This window comes from Prevotella sp. RM4 (assembly GCF_000701965.1).
GTDB classification, from domain to species: domain Bacteria; phylum Bacteroidota; class Bacteroidia; order Bacteroidales; family Bacteroidaceae; genus Prevotella; species Prevotella ruminicola.
In genome coordinates, this window is record NZ_JNKG01000010.1 from 1 (window position 1) to 17,776 (window position 17,776).

Below are 17,776 nucleotides of genomic sequence, written 5' to 3' on the forward strand. Positions count from 1 at the left end.
CTCGCTTTTTTATCTATAACAGCTCGAACCTGACGCAGATAGATTCATTCAGTAGCGATGCTGCTATCAACGTGATGATTATCAATACCCAGGCCTTTGCACGCGACTTCAAGGAGGATGCGAAGAATAAGGTCAGTCTGATTATGTACACCAAGCGCGACGATTTCCAGAGTCGCCGACCTATTGATGTGATATCTGCCAACCGTCCTATTATCATTATGGACGAGCCACAAAAAATGGAAGGTGCTGCCACACAGCGAGCGCTGAAGAACTTCAAACCGCTGTTTGTGCTGAACTATTCGGCTACACACAAGACATCGCACAACTGCATCTATGCGCTGGATGCCTACGATGCCTATTGCCAACGACTGGTAAAGAAAATCCAGGTTAAGGGTATCACACTCCAGAACCTGATGGGCGCACAGGCGTATATCTATTTCGATAGTATCGTGCTCTCAAAGAATAAGGCACCAGAGGTGAAACTGGAGATTGAGGTACAAGGGGCCAGTCAGGCTCGCCGCCAGACCATGAAGTTCTCGCAGGGCGACTCGCTCTACGATGCTTCGAAGTTACCAGCCTATAAGGAATTCGTGATTACAGATATTAATCCCAGAACCAACACCGTTTATTTCCGTAATGGCGACAGAATCAGTGCTGGCGAGGTGATGGGTGATGTGAGCGAAAAGACCATTCAAAAGGTGCAGATTCGTGAGACCATCAAGAGTCATTTCGAGAAAGAACGCCAGCTGTTCCAGCAAGGCATCAAAACACTCTCGTTGTTCTTTATCGATGAGGTAAAAAACTATAAAGATTATGACGAGAGTGGGGAAGTGGTGAAAGGCGACTTGTGGAAGATGTTCGAAAAAGAGTATAACGACTATCTGAATGAAAAACTGTCGCTATTTGAAGATGACTATCAGAAGTATCTGAAGCGTTTCTCAGTAGAGCAAGTGCATAATGGTTACTTCTCTATCGACAAGAAAGGTAAGGTGAAAAATAGTGATGTGAAGCGTGGCAGCGATATTTCGGATGATATTTCGGCTTACGACCTGATTCTGAAAGACAAAGAGCGACTGTTGAGCTTCGATGAACCTACACGTTTCATCTTCTCGCACTCTGCACTGCGTGAGGGTTGGGATAATCCCAACGTGTTCCAGATTTGTACGCTTCGCCATGCTAATAGTGCTACAGCCAAGCGTCAGGAGGTAGGTCGTGGCTTGCGTATCTGTGTGGATCAGCAAGGAAACCGCATGGATGCAGAGCGCCTGGGTGATGCTGTGCACGACATCAACAAACTGACAGTGATTGCTAATGAGAGCTATTCATCGTTTGTAGATGACTTGCAGAAAGATACACGTGAGGCATTGCGTGAACGTCCTACGGTGGCTACGGTTGGCTACTTTGAGGGCAAGACCTTCAAGTTAGGCGCAGAGCACTATACCATCAGTAGTCAGGAAGCTGCCAGCATTGTAAGCTATCTCTTTGATAATGATTATACTGATGCAAAGGGAAACATCCTGCCTGCCTATCATGAGGATTTGGCGCAAGGCACATTGGCACCTCTTGGCAAGAAACTGCAGCCCATCAGCGAGCAGGTACACAGACTGATACAGGGAATCTTCGATCCGTCTGCTCTGGAGGGTATGATAGAGAATGGTAACGATAAGGCTGAAGTGGTGAATGACAAACTGAATGATAATGCCGCAAAGACTGAGTTCAAGCGTTTGTGGGCAGAAATCAATCACCGTTATGTCTATACCGTTCATTATGACAGCGAGGAACTAATCAAAAAGTCTATCGCCGCCATCGATAGAGACCTGACTGTTACCAAGATGAAGTATGTGGTGATAACAGGTGAACAGGGGGATGATGATTTGGAGTTTACGGGCAAGCAAACTACCAGCAGACAGGATTTGCGTGAGGTATCAACGTCAACTGTGCCTTACGATTTGGTGGGTGATATTGCTCGTGGCGCTACGCTGACCCGAAAGACTGTAGTGCGTATTCTGAAGGGTATCCTGCCAGCACGACTGCTGCTGTTCAAGAATAATCCTGAGGAGTTTATCCGTAATGTCGTCAAGCTCATCAAGGAGCAGAAAGCCACGATGATAGTAGAGCACATCAGTTATAATCGTACGGAGCAGACTTACGACACGGATATCTTCACACAGGAGAAGAACCGCCAGACTATCGACAAGGCTTATCCTGCTAAGAAGCACATTCTTGACTATGTGTTTACTGACAGCAAGGGTGAACGCCAGTTTGCAGAGGATTTGGATAAAGCAGAAGAGGTTTGCGTATATGCCCGCTTGCCTCGCTCATTCCAGATTCCGACGCCCGTTGGCAACTATGCGCCAGACTGGGCTATCGCCTTCAATGATAATGCTGGCGTGAAGCACATCTTCTTCATCGCAGAGACCAAGGGAAGTATGGACTCTATGCAACTGAAAGGCATCGAAAAAGCAAAGATCGATTGTGCTAAGAAACTTTTCAATGAGGTATCGACCAGTAAAGTGCGTTATCATGAAGTAGATAGTTACGATAATCTTCTGAAGGTAATGGAAAAGTTACAGTAGTTTAGAATATCCGCCTTTGCAAGATAAGACTGCAAAGGCGGATATTTTTTGAGAAAAGTTTGTATTTAACTAAAATAAGTCAAAGATAATGGTTGAGTAAGTATAATCTTTTTAAGGATATAAACAAAAATGAGGAGCGAACATCACTGTTGGCTCCTCTTGGAATGACGGATGCATATAATAATATGCATTTTTAGCTAGTGCAAAGATAATACTTTTTTTTGAACTATCGGTAATAAATTGGAGAAAAGTTTGATTTCTCGGAGATTATTTGTATTAACTGCATTATATTGTCCGATAAACAATGTGGTCGCAAATTGCGACCACATTATTTTGATTCTATAATGAAACGGCAGCTAGATCTGCGCTCATTTTTTGGATGGCTACCAAGATTTTTTCTTTGGTCTTTTCGCCTGCATAGGCAGCACCTATCTTGTATTGGCGCATTTTACTTTCGTTGATACCTGCAAACTTGGCAAATTTGCTGATGTTAATCCATTCGAAGTAATTGAAAAAGGACTGTAGATCGTATTTGTACTCAATCTTGATTTCCTGAAGATTCTTGGGAAGACTGCCGTGTTCTTTCACGTATTCTTCCTGAGCTTCCTTCACGATAGCTGCCATGTCGGCTTTGGCTTCGTCAACACTGTTTCCATACCCACCCAAACAGAAGTTTCCAATCTGGGCATCGCATGCAATGGAGTAATAACCATTGTCTGTTCTTTCCACAATTGCTTCAACCTTCATATTATTCATTGTTTTAAACCATCTAAAAGCCCTCCAACATTACTCCGCTTCTCCTTGAAAAGGGGCAAGGGGGAGTTATATCCCCGCTTGCCTCCGAATTGCCGCAAGGGTGTTTGGGCGCACTTCCTCTGAATCGTGCCTTCCAACGGGGAACTTGTTTCCTGTTTTGGGCGAATACCAGATTTCGTGATTGCCGCCTTCGTGGTCGCAGTAGCAACCTTCCTTACGAAGCCATCTTTTCAATTCTGAATACTTCATAATGTCAAAGAGCTTTTATGCGATGCAAAAGTAACGATTTTGTTGCTAACATACAAACAAAATAGTAACAATATTGTTATTGTTATACATATTTAACATAAAATGATCACTTGATGTCAATAATTTGCTGGTTAGTTTGTCTTTTAGGGTGATTTTGTAAGGTCGGAGTTTGCAATTTGGGATTTGGCTAAAAATATTTTTGTTTGGTGGATTTTCTACGTTTTATTTACAAAATGTGGGTGGTTTTTGGTGGGGTGCTGCGACTCGCAGCAGGTAACTGTAGTAAAATAGTGAATCTATTGGAAAAACCAAGGATTTGGGCTTGAAATTTTTGGAATTTGCAGATAAAAATAGATTGGTATGTTTGTTTATGTTTGAAAGAGAATCTATATATTTGCATCCAAAATTAGAATAAGAACTAAATAATAACTCAAAAATGAAACTATAAAGTATGGACATTAAGATTTTTTTTATCAGGTATGTACAAAGCTTACCTGACTTGTTTGGCAATACGGTGGCTACCGATGGCACCAAAATGCTTAGGACAATAATTAAGAACGACTTTAATAACCGTAAAACGCTTACGTTTGTAAACCCACGAAATGGTAAACGCTACTCGCGACATTATGGAATGATGGCGCAGGGTGGTATGACCGTTATCAATGTGGGAGAGTTTGTGGATGGTAATTTTAACTATGCCATTGTGGGAATTAATCTGAGCTGCAGAAAGTATCCGCCTTATGTTGCAATCTTCTGCCATAATAAGGCTATGCGCAATGTGGATATGATTGCAGATATGGTAAGGCAATCAATGAACTGGGCATTGAGCGAGAATAATATCTCGGTATTGTTTGAACCGTGTACAGCGCAAATAGATTGGGAGAAAGATTTTGTTCACTCGTATCTGAAAGGGATGACCGATCGCCCTTTTAACCCGATGAACGATTTTGGATTTGAGATGCTTGAGGAAAAATTCGAAGCTGTGGGGAGAGAGGTGATGAATAATAATCGAAAATCGGATGACTTGATGGATTATATTCGTCCTGGCGTTAATAATAAGGAAAAGCTTGTGCACTGGCTTGTTATCCAGGAGAAAGGAAAGGTGACTCCTAAGGATATTATGCGCCCGGTTAGGTTCTTACAGGATAAAAAGATGTTGTATCGCCCCACAATGATTGCGTTTAATAAAGTTTGCCATAAGGAGGGGCTTATCTCGGTATCGTCGTTTAACGAATACACTAATATGGCTAAGGACTATTTTGTAAACGACGAGGTATATAAAGGCTTGGTTGAACAATATAGCAACGCATTCTAACTTCACGAAAAGCAGTTACTAGCTGTTGGTTACTGGTGTTTTCCGGTTTTCTTTTTTGCCAGATAACACCAGTATTTTTATTGTACATTGATTTGGATAATTAGTATTTTTGCGGTCGATAATTTTAGTGTTGAACCTGAGACAGGTATGGGCCCATTCTGTTTCGCAAACGTGAAGCAAGAATGAAACAAATTGTGATTGAAATTGAGGATGAGGCTTACGAGCCTTTTATGGGAATGTTGCGTCTTTGTCCTGCTGTAAAGGTGGTGGGGACTTGCATGGTGGTTGAGACGCGCGATGTGATAGACAGATGTGTGGCGTTGGCTATCAAGAAACTGCGAGAGGATAGGGTGTTTAAGCATCCTGGCGACTATACCTATATTATGAGAGGTGCAAACGAGGGGGTGATAAAGGGCATGGGCTTTTTCTATTATCCATCGGAGTTCCTGGCTTATTTAAGAGAGATTGGTATAGATAAGCTGCCTGGAAGAAATACGCTGTACGATGGTATTACCCGCACGTTTGGCAAATTCCCAGAGTGGACGTTTAGCGATCATCCTTCAGCTGATGAGGTGATGCGCCGTAAGAACGTGCTAAAACGTTTTTTGAGTGCTTATACCAAGATAAAATTGAACGTTTCGGACGCTTTTTCGGACTATTGAGGATTTTTCGGACGCTTTTTCGGACGCTACGTTTTTAAGCGCTGGCTGCACCAGAAAGTATGCATACCTTTGCACCGTCGGAAAGAAAAAACCGACGGTGTTCTTAAACTTACTGATACAAAGAACCTTCAGGAAGGCCTGAAGAAAAAGAGAGAAAGAAAATTAACAAAGAAACAGAATTAAAGGTCGCTTAAAAGGAGGCGACGTAAAATAAAAACAAATATGAAAATAACAGTAACTTGCGAAGAGGATTTGCTGAATGCGGCAGAGCAAATTTTAGCCAGTAAGATGGCCTTCGAAAACAGAATAACCGCAGGGTGTTGCACCATAGCCGAGATAGCTAAGCTACACCATATGAAACCCGACGATATGTACTCGTTTTTGTGTGATATACATATTCTACAGAAGAAGGGACGGCGTTACCAGCTGGCACCTAAGTATCGCAATCAGGGGTATGCCGTGGAGTATCGTAAGCCCCACATAACGTATCACGGACAGCTGAAGTACAAAGTGAAATTGCTGTGGACGGAGAAGGGGAGGGAGATGATTAATGAGTTGATTAAACATTAAACATTAAACATTAAACATTAAAGATTAAACATTAAAGATTGATGATGAAAAAGTTTGAAAAAAGAACGATGCGGCATATTGCTGAGGGTGATCGCATTTACAGGGAGATGAAACAGGCGATGCTATCGGTAAGACCTACGATTGGTTGTGCGGTGGCGATGAACTATGCACTGAGCAAACTGATAGCCAATTACAAATTGGCCATGCAGAAACTGGATATCGACATAGATACGTTTATGCGTGACATGGTGAGATTCTGGGAGCAGCAGTTGGAGCGTGGTGATGACGACGACCAGTTGGACTTTGATGCTTTTGCCTATACCGTAGAACGCCTAACCGAGAGCCAGGGTTAATACCTGATTTGATGCTTTGATTTACACACACGAAACACACACACACATAATTTAGACACATGAATAGAATGAGAAAGAAATTTATTAACATCTTGAACGTTATTGAAGTGATGAACCGCTTGGAGAAAGGCCTTACTGTAGAGGGTGCACTGTTTATCGATAGCGATACGCATCAGCTCTCGTTTAAACCTTACCATAAGGCAAAATATCAGCCAGGCTACTACAAGCGACCTAAACCTAAACTGATAAAAAAGCTGCCATGGGGGTGGCTCAAGCAGAGTGTTCGGAATAACATATTGCACCTGAGCGTACCAATAGATCTGGGCACTGCGCATACCATGAACATTTTTAAACAGAGCGCCAATGAGGCAAATAATGCGCTGATAGACATGGAGCTGAAAGAGTTCTGCTAGACATTGACCATTCTTGCCTTGCAAGCCAGCAGAGCTGGAGCGGACCATTGAACATTGAATATTGAAAATTAATTATGGGATTTTGTTATCAGAAAAACTTTAGTAATCCTACGTTGCCAGTTGACGAGGCCCAGTTTTGGGCGCTCGTCAAGGCAAGCGAATGGAACGAGAAAATTGATAAGTATCGTGAAACTCACGATGCTGCGTTGAAAAGAAAACTGCCTGCCTTTATCTTCCAGGCTACGTTCGATGAAACCACATCTCCAAAAGGCAAAACAGGGGCCTGGCGCAAACAGAGTGCCACGCAATTAACGGGATTGGTGGTGATGGACATAGACCATATTGAAGACCCCAAAGGGGTGTTCGAACAATGGGGATTAGGCACGGATGAACACGGCTTTATAAATAAAGACGCGGCTGGGAGAATACTTTTGGTGTATATAACGCCTAGCGGAAAAGGGTTGAAAGTTGTGTTTAAGGCTGATGTGGCAGTAGGCAATCTCATTGACAATCAACATGCCATGGCCAAGGTGCTTGGGGTGGAGGTTGACGAGAGTTGCAAGGATGCCAGCAGAATGAGTTTTATTTGTAAAGAATCTGACATTTTGTATTTAAACAAAGAACTTTTTGCGTATGAGAACAAGGAATTTTCTGAGCGATATACTGCTCTATATCGAGACGGTTGTAGCCAGGCTACGAGAGAGGATTTAGCAATGGAGGACACGACTGATGCCAACGAAAGGCGTGACAAGGGACAGGGCCCAGTCACATCCTGTGACAGGTACCAGTCCCCAGTCACACCGTCCCCAGTCACAGTCACAGAAAAATCTTTTAAAGGGGTTGCGTACTCGGAGATTATTGATGAGTGGTGGCGGCAGAATGGAGGGGTGCCACAGGAGGGCGAGAGGAATGTAAAACTGTACCAGTTGGCGGTGAGCTTGAGGGCGATTTGCGATAACAACCGACAGTTGTTGATGGAGATAATGCCACGCCTGGGACTAAGCGAAGAGGAGGTTCGCAGTATTGTGGAGAGCGCCTGCAAGGAAACGCCAAAAGGTCTTTCAAAAGCCATGCGGAGTGTGCTGGAGGGGAATAAGAATCCGTCTGAACAATCAGAACACGATATCGACCAATGGCTGTGGGATTGGGGCGAGCAGATTGAGGGGCTGTTTGACGACTTCCCGATACTGCGCGACATTTGCAAGGGATTGAAACGCAACCAGTATGCCTCGGCCTTGTTTGTGAGTGGCGGGTTTATGATGACGCTGATGACGCGATGCCGATACCGTTTTTATCATCGACCTGAGGAGCTGCGACGCCTGAACTGCGAGGTGATGGTGATTGGTGATCCTGCCAGCGGTAAGAGTTTTGCCACACGCTTGTACAAACTGCTGATAGCCCCGATTATTGCCGCCGATCGCATAGGTAAGGATGCCATCAACGCCTATCGCGAACAGATGAAGACCAAGGGGGCTAACAAGGAGAAACCTAAGAAGCCCAAGGTGGTGGTACGCGTACACCCAGCCCGCACCAGTAATGCCCAGTTTATTCAGGATATGGTGAACGCTGTGGAAGAGGTGGATGGCGAGCCCATGCAGTTGCACATGTTCACCTTTGATACCGAATTGGATAATACCCTGAGCATTCAGAAAGGTGGCTCGTGGATTGATAAGCAATCGTTGGAGTTGAAAGCTTTCCACAACGAGGAGGACGGTCAGGCTTATTCGAACATGGACTCGGTGATTGAGAACTTTGTGGTGACGTGGAATTATATTTACACCGGTACACCATTGGCCTTGAGGGCAAAGATTAACGAGCGTAACTTTGGAAGCGGACTGGCCACACGATTAACCTGTATACCCTTGCCACCCACTAACTTTGAGATGATGACCCGTGAAAGCGTGGTTGACAGTGAGAGCGACAACCGCCTAAAGGAATGGGGTGAGAAGCTGGACCGTATGAAGGGTGTGCTGAGTGTGGAGAAGATTGTGGATGAGCTGTACGACTGGACGGCACGTCGCATGGCTGATGCTAAGGAGAACAACTCGAAAGCCGAGGAGATGCTGCTGAAACGTTGTGCCTACCACGGACTGAACTTTGCCGCGCCGTTTATTGTGATGCGCCACTGGGATAAGATGCATCAGGATGGTGCCTACTACTGCGGAGAGTTTGGAACCGACGAGGTTGATTGGAAGTTGGCTGAGCTAATCGTCAACATACAGTACGCCTGTCAGCGCCACTACTTTCTGACTATGGCTGAGAAATATTTTGACGACCAGATGCGCGATAATGCGGCAAATGTTCGTCATAACAGCAAGATTATTGAGTGCTTTAACCGTTTGCCCGATGAGTTTTCGGTAGAGGATATGATGCTGTGTTTCTCGATTGCTAAGGATAATATAGCCAGGGCACGTATCAGCCGTTTGGTGAAGGATCACTTTGTGGAGAAGGTGGGCGACTACGTAGAGAATGGTACTACCAAGGCGATTTATCAGAAAACGGGTAAAGCCATGTGTTAGCACGCCGCACGCCGCAACTTTTGGAAAATGTAAAAATGTAATAATGAGAAAATGTAAAAATGGAAATAGTACAGTTGAATAATGACGCGAAGATTTCCCCGAATTTTAAATTGGGGGAATTTACCAGGAGTAAGTATCCTGAGGTGTATAATATCCCTAGTCATGAGGCGATTGCTAATATGAAGCGATTGTGTGTTTGGCTGGAAGTTTTAAGAGAACGAGTAGGGCACTCGATTATTATCAACTCTGGTTATCGATCGCCGCAGTTGAATCGCAAGGTTGGGGGAGCGGCGAATAGTAATCACTTAACGGGGTGTGCGGTGGATATCCGAACCAATGGTATGGAACAGGCAATAGAATATGCAGCCATATTGATAGCCTATGCCAATGAATCGGCACAGGACTATGACGAACTGCTGATAGAAAAGAATCGCTATGGTGCCATCTGGCTGCATTTTGCAGTGCGACCTAAAGATAACAGAAGGAAGGTAGCATTTATACAAGCGTAGATAAGTAACGTTATCAGCACCATTCTTTTAGGGTGCTGATGACGTTGAGGATGTGATCGCGGTGGGGGATGACGCGCTCGTTGAAGAGCTGCTGGCACTGCTGGATAACAGCCTCGGGGAAGGAGTCGCTGAGGGCAAGCCAACTGTAGTTGCGGACGTTTGCCACAGCGGCTATCTGCTGCTTGCGAAGGGAAATGATGTCAGCAGGCTGGCCCTCGAAATAATAGTCGATAGCCAGATCGAACAACTGTTCGCCTAACTCGCGGGGCATACCGATGACGGCCTCGTAATCGCCAACAAACAGAATCAGCGACGAATAGGCGTGTGCCAGGTCGAGCACAGGATGGCCGTAGCCTACTTCGCCCATATCGATGAGCATGAGTTCGTGGCCCTGTACCATGGCATTCTTGGCCTGCAGGTCGAGATGCAGCAAACGATTGCCAGCGGGCACGGCATCGAGAATCTGGAGTAACAGGTCGATGTTTTCTTGCGAAAAATACCGACGGATATGCAGTACTTGTTTGCGTTCGTGCTCGAGGGCATTGGGCACACAGCTATCGGCTGGCACCTGGATGGCGTGCAGTTGGCGGAACAGATTGGCATACATGCGGGCATACTCGTGGATACGCTCGGGATGGTGCATGATGAGCGAACTGAGGGTGTCGGCATGGAGCAGCTCGTAAACCAGACCGTACTGCGCGCCCACCTTGACAATATCGAACGAAATGGCGGTAGGCATACCCATCACAAAGGCCTCTTTCGACATGGTAATCTCGTTGCGCACCTCGTCGATGGTGGTGCCATCGCGGAACACTTTGATGATGGTGTCGTCGTTGTAACGATAAACGGTGCCTACACCGCCCACACCGAGGATCTCACAACCCTCGATACTCATCTGGCGCAGGGCGCGTTCTACGCACATTATCTTTACAAAACCAGTCATGTTAAGCACGTCGTAAACGTCGGCATTAACCTCAACGAGTTTGAAATTCTTATATTGTTTGGTTAGCGAAAGCAGGATGCGCAAGCCCGAACTCGACACGTATTCGAGCTCCGCGGCATTAACTGTAACACTAAGGATGGGGCTTTGGGCTGACAAAAACTGATTGATTTCGGTTTGTGTCTGCATGGCACTCGAGGTGTCGAGTCGTCCACAAAGTGTAATGATGGCGTGACCTTCGTTATTGGTAAATTGTAGCGTCATATTGCTTATGTTTTTAGTTATCACTTTGCAAAGATAGAAAAAAAAGTATAAACATCCAAGCATTTTCGAAAAAAGTGAGTACCTTTGCACCCAAATACATTATATAATGATTAACGAATATCAGATTAGAGTAAAGCCGGAGGTAGCGGCGCAGGAGGATAGACTGAAAGCGTATCTGGGCGATGAGTATGGACTGAACCCAGGCGATATTAAGGGTGTACGCATACTGAAACGCAGCATTGATGCGCGCCAGCGACAGATATACGTGAACCTGAAGGTGCGCACATATGTGAACGAACTGCCTACCGACGACGAATACCAGCACACGGAATATCCAAACGTTGAGGGTAAGCCACAGGTAATAGTGGTTGGAGCAGGTCCTGGAGGACTGTTTGCTGCCCTGCGCCTGATAGAGTTGGGTTTGCGCCCGATTGTATTGGAGCGCGGTAAGAACGTGCACGACCGTAAGAAGGATTTGGCCAACATCAGCCGCACGCAGCAGGTTGACGGTGAGAGTAACTACTGCTTTGGTGAGGGGGGCGCCGGTGCCTATAGCGACGGTAAACTGTACACACGCAGCAAAAAGCGTGGTAATATCGAGAAGATTCTGAATGTGTTCTGTCAGCATGGTGCCTCGACGGCTATCCTGGCCGATGCGCATCCGCATATTGGTACCGACCGATTACCAAAAGTGATCGAAGCGATGCGTAACACCATCATTAACTGCGGTGGCGAAGTGCACTTCCAGACCAAGATGACTCAGTTGATACTGCAAGGCGATACCATCGTGGGCTGTATAGCCGATAAAGAGTATCGCGGACCGGTTATCCTGGCTACGGGACACTCGGCACGCGATGTTTACCGCTATCTGGCTGAAGCAAAGATTGAGATTGAGGCCAAGGGTATTGCGGTGGGCGTGCGACTGGAGCACCCAAGTCAGCTGATTGACCAGATACAGTATCATAATAAACAAGGTAGGGGCCGATGGTTGCCTGCTGCCGAGTACTCGATGGTGACACAGGTGGATGGGCGAGGCGTTTACTCGTTCTGCATGTGCCCCGGTGGATTCGTGATTCCTGCAGCTACCGACAAGGAGCAGATTGTGGTAAACGGTATGAGTCCTGCCAACCGAGGAACAGCCTGGAGTAACTCTGGTATGGTAGTGGAAGTGCGTCCGGAAGATCTGGAAAATGTAAAAATGGAAGAATTTAATAATGTAAAAATTGAAAATAAGGCATTACAGGTGATGGCGTTTCAGGAGCAGCTGGAGAAGATGTGCTGGCAGCAGGGCAATATGAAGCAGACGGCACCGGCACAGCGTATGGCCGACTTTGTGAACGGCAAGCTGAGCTACGATCTGCCAAAATCGTCGTACGCGCCAGGATTGATATCGAGTCCGCTGCACTTCTGGTTGCCTAAGATGATTTCGCACCGACTGCAGCAGGGCTTTAAGGCATTCGGAAAGAGTGCGCACGGATTCCTGACCAACGAGGCGGTGATGATTGCTGTTGAGACACGTACATCGAGTCCGGTGCGAATTGTTCGCGATAAGGAAACGCTGCAACATGTTCAGATTCAGGGACTTTTCCCATGTGGCGAAGGTGCCGGTTATGCAGGCGGTATTGTGAGCGCCGGTGTGGATGGCGAGCGCTGCGCCGAAGCTGCTGCTCAATATATTTCCAGCAACGGACAATAGGACTGAAGGAGATGATTGAGGGAAAACATCCTTAAGTCGTGTAATCCGTTGCAAAAAAAAACGTAAAAAGGTTTGGAAGTTCCAAATCTTTTTTTTATATTTGCAGCATAAAATACGAATGAATCTATTAACTAAAAATTTGGAACGATATGAATAAGGATGAGAAATTTGTGATTACGATCAGTCGCCAGTTTGGTACCGGCGGACACGAGATCGGAGCTGAGATTGCCCGTAGGTTAGGTGTTAAGCTGCTCGATAAGCAGATTTTGAACGAGGTGGCTAAACGCATACCTGTAGTAGAGGATGCCATGGAAAAGATTGAGGCACGCAATCCCTTGTGGCGCGACGATTTTACCAATTTTTATCGCAACTACATGGCTAAGGCCGAGTACGACGGAGCTGAGCAGGATCAGACCAGTCATGAGCTGTTTGAGGCCCAGTGCGCCGCCATTAAGCAGATAGCCCAGAAAGAGAGTTGTGTGATTGTGGGTCGCTGCGGATTCTACATCTTCAAGGATCACCCCAATGCACTCAAGATTTTTGTGCACAGCTCGGAGGATTGTCGTAAGCGCCGCATAGCCGAAAAATACGGACTTGACCTGCGCGATGCCGCCGCCATGGTGGTGGATAACGACTATAGTCGTGAGTTATATACTAAGACATATACAGGCTGCGAATGGTTCGACGCGCGCAACTACGACATCAGCCTGGATGTGCGAAAATTCGGTATAAACGGCGCTGTAGATTTTTTAATGAAGTGTATTGAGTAGATTTTGCAGGAAAAATTTGTGTAAATACCAATTTTTTACTACCTTTGCACCTTGAAATTTCGAAGATAGTAATTACTAAAGAATTGGTATAATGAATATTTCCTACAAATGGTTGAAGGAATACGTTGATTTCGACCTGACTGCACAGCAGGTGGCCGATGCTCTGACATCGACAGGTTTGGAAGTCGACGCATTGGAAGAAGTACAGAGTATTAAAGGCGGTCTGAAGGGCCTGTACGTGGGTAAGGTGCTTACCTGCGAGGCTCATCCTAACTCAGACCATCTGCATGTAACAACGGTTGACCTGGGCAAGGGTGAGCCATCGCAGATTGTGTGCGGTGCGCCTAACGTAGCCGCTGGTCAGAAGGTGATTGTGGCCGATTTGGGCTGCGTGCTTTACGATGGCGATAAGGAGTTTGTGATTAAGAAGAGCAAGCTGCGCGGCGTAGAGAGCAACGGTATGATCTGTGCCGAGGACGAGATTGGCGTAGGTACCAGTCACGACGGTATTATCGTATTGCCCGAGGATGCTGTAGTGGGCACACCTGCTGCAGAGTACTACAACCTGGAGAGCGACTGGCTGATTGAGGTTGATATCACCGCCAACCGCGCTGATGGACTGAGCCACTGGGGTGTGGCACGCGACTTGTATGCCTGGCTGAAGAGCAATGGCTACGAGACCAAGATGCACCGTCCCGACTGCTCGAAGTTTACTGTTGACAATCACGACCTGCCCATCGAGGTAAAAATTGAGAACACTGAGGCCTGCAAGCGTTATGCTTGTGTGAGCGTGAGCGACTGTGAGGTAAAGGAGAGTCCCGACTGGCTGAAGAACAAGCTGAACACCATCGGACTGCGCCCCATCAACAATATCGTGGATATCACCAACTACGTGATGATGGCTTACGGACAGCCTCTGCACTGTTTTGATGCCGACATGGTAAAGGGTCATCAGATAGTAGTAAAGACCATGCCCGAGGGCACTCCATTCCAGACACTGGATGGCGAGGAGCACAAGCTGAGCGACCGCGATCTGGCTATCTGCAATGCCGAGGACCCCATGTGTATTGCTGGTGTATTCGGCGGTAAGGGTAGCGGTACTTACGAGACCACCAAGAACGTAGTGCTTGAGAGTGCCTACTTCCACCCAACATGGATCCGTAAGAGCGCACGCCGCCACGGACTGAGCACCGATGCCAGCTTCCGTTTTGAGCGTGGTGTTGATCCCAATGGTACCATCTACGCCCTGCAGCAGGCTGCTATCCTGTGTAAGGAGCTGGCTGGCGGTAAGGTGAGCATGGAGATTGTGGACGTATATCCCGAGAAGATGGAGAACGCCGTAGTAGATCTCTCATATCAGTATGTTCACGGCCTGGTTGGTAAGGAGATTCCTACCGATAAGATTAAGGCCATTTGCGAGAGCCTGGAGATGAAGGTACTTGAGGAGACTGCCGAGGGCCTGAAGCTGGAGATTCCTGCTTACCGTGTAGATGTTACCCGTCCTTGCGATGTAGTAGAGGATATCCTGCGTATCTACGGATATAATAATGTAGAGATTCCAACCCAGCTGAAGGGAAGCCTCGTGATTAAGGGCGATGAGGACCAGAAGCACAAGCTGGCTAACATCGTTAGCGAGCAGCTGGTAGGCGAAGGATTCAACGAAATCCTGAACAACTCGCTCACCAAGGGTGCTTACTACGAGGGACGTAATGCCTACGCTGCCGAGAACTGCGTAAAGATTATGAATCCACTGAGTACCGACCTGAACGTGATGCGCCAGACACTGCTGTTCGGTGGACTGGAGAGCGTACAGCACAATGTGAACCGCAAGCGTGCTAACCTGCGTTTCTTCGAGTTCGGTAACGTATATACATTTGATCCCGAGAAGGCTAACCTCGACGATCCTATGCAGGCTTACAAGGAGCAGTATCATGCTGCCCTGTGGCTCACAGGTAAGCGCGTAGAGGGCAGCTGGGCTCACGCTAACGAGGAAAGCAGCTTCTACGAGTTGAGCGCCTACGTTGAGAACATTCTGCGCCGTATCGGTGTTAAGCCCGGTATGATTGTTCGCAAGAAGAGCGAGAACGATATCTTCTCTGCCGGTCTCACCATCGAGAACCGTGGTGGTAAGAAGCTCATCGAGATGGGTATCATTACCAAGAAGCTGCTGAAGCAGTTCGGACTGGATGCACCTGTATTCTATGCCGAGCTGAACTGGACCGCGCTGATGAAGGTGATTAAGAAGAACGAGGTACTTTACACTGAGGTGCCCAAGTTCCCAGCCGTTAGTCGCGACCTGGCCCTGTTGGTTGACAACAGCGTAGAGTTTGCCCAGATTGAGCAGATTGCCCGCGCAACAGAGAAGAAGCTGCTGAAGAAGGTTGAGTTGTTTGACGTTTACGAGGGCGACAAGCTGCCTGCTGGCAAGAAGAGCTACGCCGTGAACTTTATCCTTCAGGATGAGGAGAAGACCATGGGCGACAAACAGATCGAGGCCATCATGAACAAGCTCATCGCACAGCTGAAAAAGCAGCTGAATGCAGAACTGCGCTAATTTGACTATTTGACCATTTACTATTTGACTATTGGTATGACAGAGCTCGAGTTGAAAGAAAGATTCAAGAAATTCTCGATAAGGATTATCAAAATGGTCGATAGTATGCCCGATACAATTTCAGGAAGGGCAATTGGTTCGCAAGTGGTCAGATCAGGCACTTCGCCTGCAGCAAATTATCGTGCTGCATGTTTGGGAAAGTCTGAGAAAGACTTCCTGAATAAGTTGAAGATGGTTGAGGAAGAACTTGACGAGACGAGTCATTGGTTAGAGGTGATCATGGAAACTGGAATGCTACCAGAGAATAGGGTGAAACCTCTATATACAGAATGCCTGGAACTGCTTAAGATAATTATCAGTTCAATTGTGAGTACTCGCAAGCATCTTGATTGTATTAAATAGTAAAATTGTGAAATAGTAAAATAGTAAAATTAAACAATGGGAAGAGCATTTGAATATCGTAAAGCTACAAAGCTGAAGCGATGGGGCCACATGGCCAAGACATTTACAAAGATTGGTAAGCAGATTGCTATTGCCGTGAAGGCAGGCGGTCCAGAGCCAGAGAACAACCCCGCGCTGCGTGCTATCATTGCCAACGCTAAGCGCGAGAACATGCCAAAGGACAACATTGAGCGTGCTATCAAGAACGCTATGGGTAAGGACCAGAGCGATTACAAGGAAGTAACTTACGAGGGATACGGACCTCACGGAATCGCTATCTTTGTTGAGACACTGACCGATAACACCACACGTACTGTAGGTGACGTTCGTTCGGTATTCAACAAGTTCAACGGTAACCTGGGTACACAGGGTTCGCTCTCATTCCTGTTCGACCACAAGAGCGTATTTACCTTTAAGAAGAAGGACGGTCTGGATATGGACGAGATGATCCTGGACCTGATCGACTACGGCGTAGAGGATGAGTACGACGAGGACGAGGAGGAGAACAGCATCACGATCTATGCCGATCCTTCAAGCTTCAGCGCTGTGCAGAAGCACCTTGAGGAGAACGGTTTCGAGGTTACTGGTGCTGAGTTCACCCGCATTCCTAACGACCTGAAGGACGTTACAGCCGAGCAGCGTGAGACTATCGACAAGATGGTTGAGAAGCTGGAGGACTTTGACGACGTTCAGACCGTTTACACAAACATGAAACCTGAAGAGGTTGCTGAATAAAAAAAGAATTCCCTCGCCAACCGGCGGGGGAATTTTATTTTAATAATCCTTTTCTGTGAAAACCACATCAAGTAGAATCTTCTTAGGATCCTTGCTGGAGCGGTAGGTGTAAGCAAAGCGGTACTTGGCATCTTTATACACCTTAACGGCTGTAGCGTTCTTAAGGCCCTGCTTAAGCACATTAACGGCATCAACATCCTTCAATGCCTGCTCCTCGTCGGCCACGCCCGTAAGCTTATAATAATAATGTATGGTGTGCGTAGCGCGTTCGAAAACCAGACTGTCGATCACTGTGTTCTCATCGATGGCTGTGGGGCAATGCTTGCGCGTGTACTCCTTGGCATCGCGCTCGCAGCGGTCCTCCAAACTCTCCTGACAAGCGCTAAATAACAGGGCTATCATACCCAATATCCAAAACTTTTTCATAACGAATGCTATTTTTTGCCTGCAAAGA

17 protein-coding genes are annotated in these 17,776 nt (G+C 46.6%); 13 read left to right on the forward strand and 4 right to left on the reverse strand.

Going from position 1 to position 17,776, the window contains the following annotated elements:
• Positions 1–2,576, forward strand: a 2,576-nt coding sequence (locus T499_RS14865; RefSeq protein WP_033150820.1) for a restriction endonuclease, incomplete at its 5' end; no start/stop codon positions are given.
• 339 nt (positions 2,577–2,915) lie between these two features.
• On the opposite strand, the gene T499_RS0109645 is transcribed toward T499_RS14865, so the two are convergent.
• On the reverse strand, positions 2,916–3,323 hold the full coding sequence (locus T499_RS0109645; protein WP_013064418.1) for a hypothetical protein: 408 nt from the start codon (positions 3,321–3,323) through the stop codon (positions 2,916–2,918).
• 75 nt (positions 3,324–3,398) lie between these two features.
• On the reverse strand, positions 3,399–3,581 hold the full coding sequence (locus T499_RS0109650) for a type II toxin-antitoxin system HicA family toxin (protein ID WP_033150821.1): 183 nt from the start codon (positions 3,579–3,581) through the stop codon (positions 3,399–3,401).
• A 451-nt stretch (positions 3,582–4,032) separates the two neighbouring features.
• Here T499_RS0109650 and T499_RS0109655 point away from each other — a divergent pair, with 451 nt between their 5' ends.
• The 7 genes from T499_RS0109655 to T499_RS0109685 all read left to right on the forward strand — a co-directional run bounded on the left by T499_RS0109655 (position 4,033) and on the right by T499_RS0109685 (position 9,922).
• Complete coding sequence (locus T499_RS0109655) at positions 4,033–4,896, forward strand: hypothetical protein (RefSeq protein WP_033150822.1); 864 nt, start codon at positions 4,033–4,035, stop codon at positions 4,894–4,896.
• Positions 4,897–5,078: 182 nt separating this feature from the next.
• Positions 5,079–5,558: a hypothetical protein gene (locus tag T499_RS0109660; protein ID WP_033150823.1), complete on the forward strand. Its 480-nt coding sequence runs from the start codon at positions 5,079–5,081 to the stop codon at positions 5,556–5,558.
• A gap of 222 nt (positions 5,559–5,780) precedes the next feature.
• Positions 5,781–6,128, forward strand: coding sequence for a phage antirepressor KilAC domain-containing protein (locus T499_RS0109665; protein ID WP_084163070.1), 348 nt, complete (start codon positions 5,781–5,783; stop codon positions 6,126–6,128).
• 41 nt (positions 6,129–6,169) lie between these two features.
• Positions 6,170–6,481 carry a hypothetical protein gene (locus T499_RS14690; RefSeq protein ID WP_198021282.1) on the forward strand — a complete coding sequence of 104 codons (312 nt, stop codon included), beginning with the start codon at positions 6,170–6,172 and terminating at the stop codon, positions 6,479–6,481.
• A gap of 68 nt (positions 6,482–6,549) precedes the next feature.
• Complete coding sequence (locus T499_RS0109675; RefSeq protein ID WP_157054587.1) at positions 6,550–6,894, forward strand: hypothetical protein; 345 nt, start codon at positions 6,550–6,552, stop codon at positions 6,892–6,894.
• 74 nt (positions 6,895–6,968) lie between these two features.
• Positions 6,969–9,413, forward strand: coding sequence for a BT4734/BF3469 family protein (locus T499_RS14485; protein WP_198021283.1), 2,445 nt, complete (start codon positions 6,969–6,971; stop codon positions 9,411–9,413).
• A 59-nt stretch (positions 9,414–9,472) separates the two neighbouring features.
• Positions 9,473–9,922, forward strand: a complete 450-nt coding sequence (locus T499_RS0109685) for a YcbK family protein (RefSeq protein ID WP_033150828.1) — start codon at positions 9,473–9,475, stop codon at positions 9,920–9,922.
• Positions 9,923–9,935: 13 nt separating this feature from the next.
• Here T499_RS0109685 and T499_RS14245 read toward each other — a convergent pair whose 3' ends face one another.
• Positions 9,936–11,126 carry an STAS domain-containing protein gene (locus T499_RS14245; protein WP_052173611.1) on the reverse strand — a complete coding sequence of 397 codons (1,191 nt, stop codon included), beginning with the start codon at positions 11,124–11,126 and terminating at the stop codon, positions 9,936–9,938.
• Between the two features lie 106 nt (positions 11,127–11,232).
• On the opposite strand from T499_RS14245, the gene T499_RS0109695 reads away from it, so the two are divergent.
• From T499_RS0109695 to T499_RS0109715, 5 genes are all read left to right on the forward strand, one after another.
• Complete coding sequence (locus T499_RS0109695; protein WP_033150829.1) at positions 11,233–12,822, forward strand: NAD(P)/FAD-dependent oxidoreductase; 1,590 nt, start codon at positions 11,233–11,235, stop codon at positions 12,820–12,822.
• A gap of 149 nt (positions 12,823–12,971) precedes the next feature.
• A complete protein-coding gene (locus tag T499_RS0109700) occupies positions 12,972–13,592 on the forward strand; it encodes a cytidylate kinase-like family protein (RefSeq protein ID WP_033150830.1) in 621 nt (206 codons plus the stop codon).
• A gap of 91 nt (positions 13,593–13,683) precedes the next feature.
• The gene (pheT, locus tag T499_RS0109705) at positions 13,684–16,146 is read left to right on the forward strand and encodes a phenylalanine--tRNA ligase subunit beta (protein WP_033150831.1); all 2,463 of its coding nucleotides are present in this window, start codon (positions 13,684–13,686) and stop codon (positions 16,144–16,146) included.
• 36 nt (positions 16,147–16,182) lie between these two features.
• A complete protein-coding gene (locus tag T499_RS0109710) occupies positions 16,183–16,548 on the forward strand; it encodes a four helix bundle protein (RefSeq protein ID WP_013063777.1) in 366 nt (121 codons plus the stop codon).
• 36 nt (positions 16,549–16,584) lie between these two features.
• A complete protein-coding gene (locus tag T499_RS0109715; RefSeq protein ID WP_013065643.1) occupies positions 16,585–17,322 on the forward strand; it encodes a YebC/PmpR family DNA-binding transcriptional regulator in 738 nt (245 codons plus the stop codon).
• Between the two features lie 39 nt (positions 17,323–17,361).
• On the opposite strand, the gene T499_RS0109720 is transcribed toward T499_RS0109715, so the two are convergent.
• Entirely contained in the window at positions 17,362–17,748 is a 387-nt protein-coding gene (locus T499_RS0109720) for a hypothetical protein (protein WP_033150832.1), read from the reverse strand.
• Between the last annotated feature and the right edge of the window lie 28 nt (positions 17,749–17,776).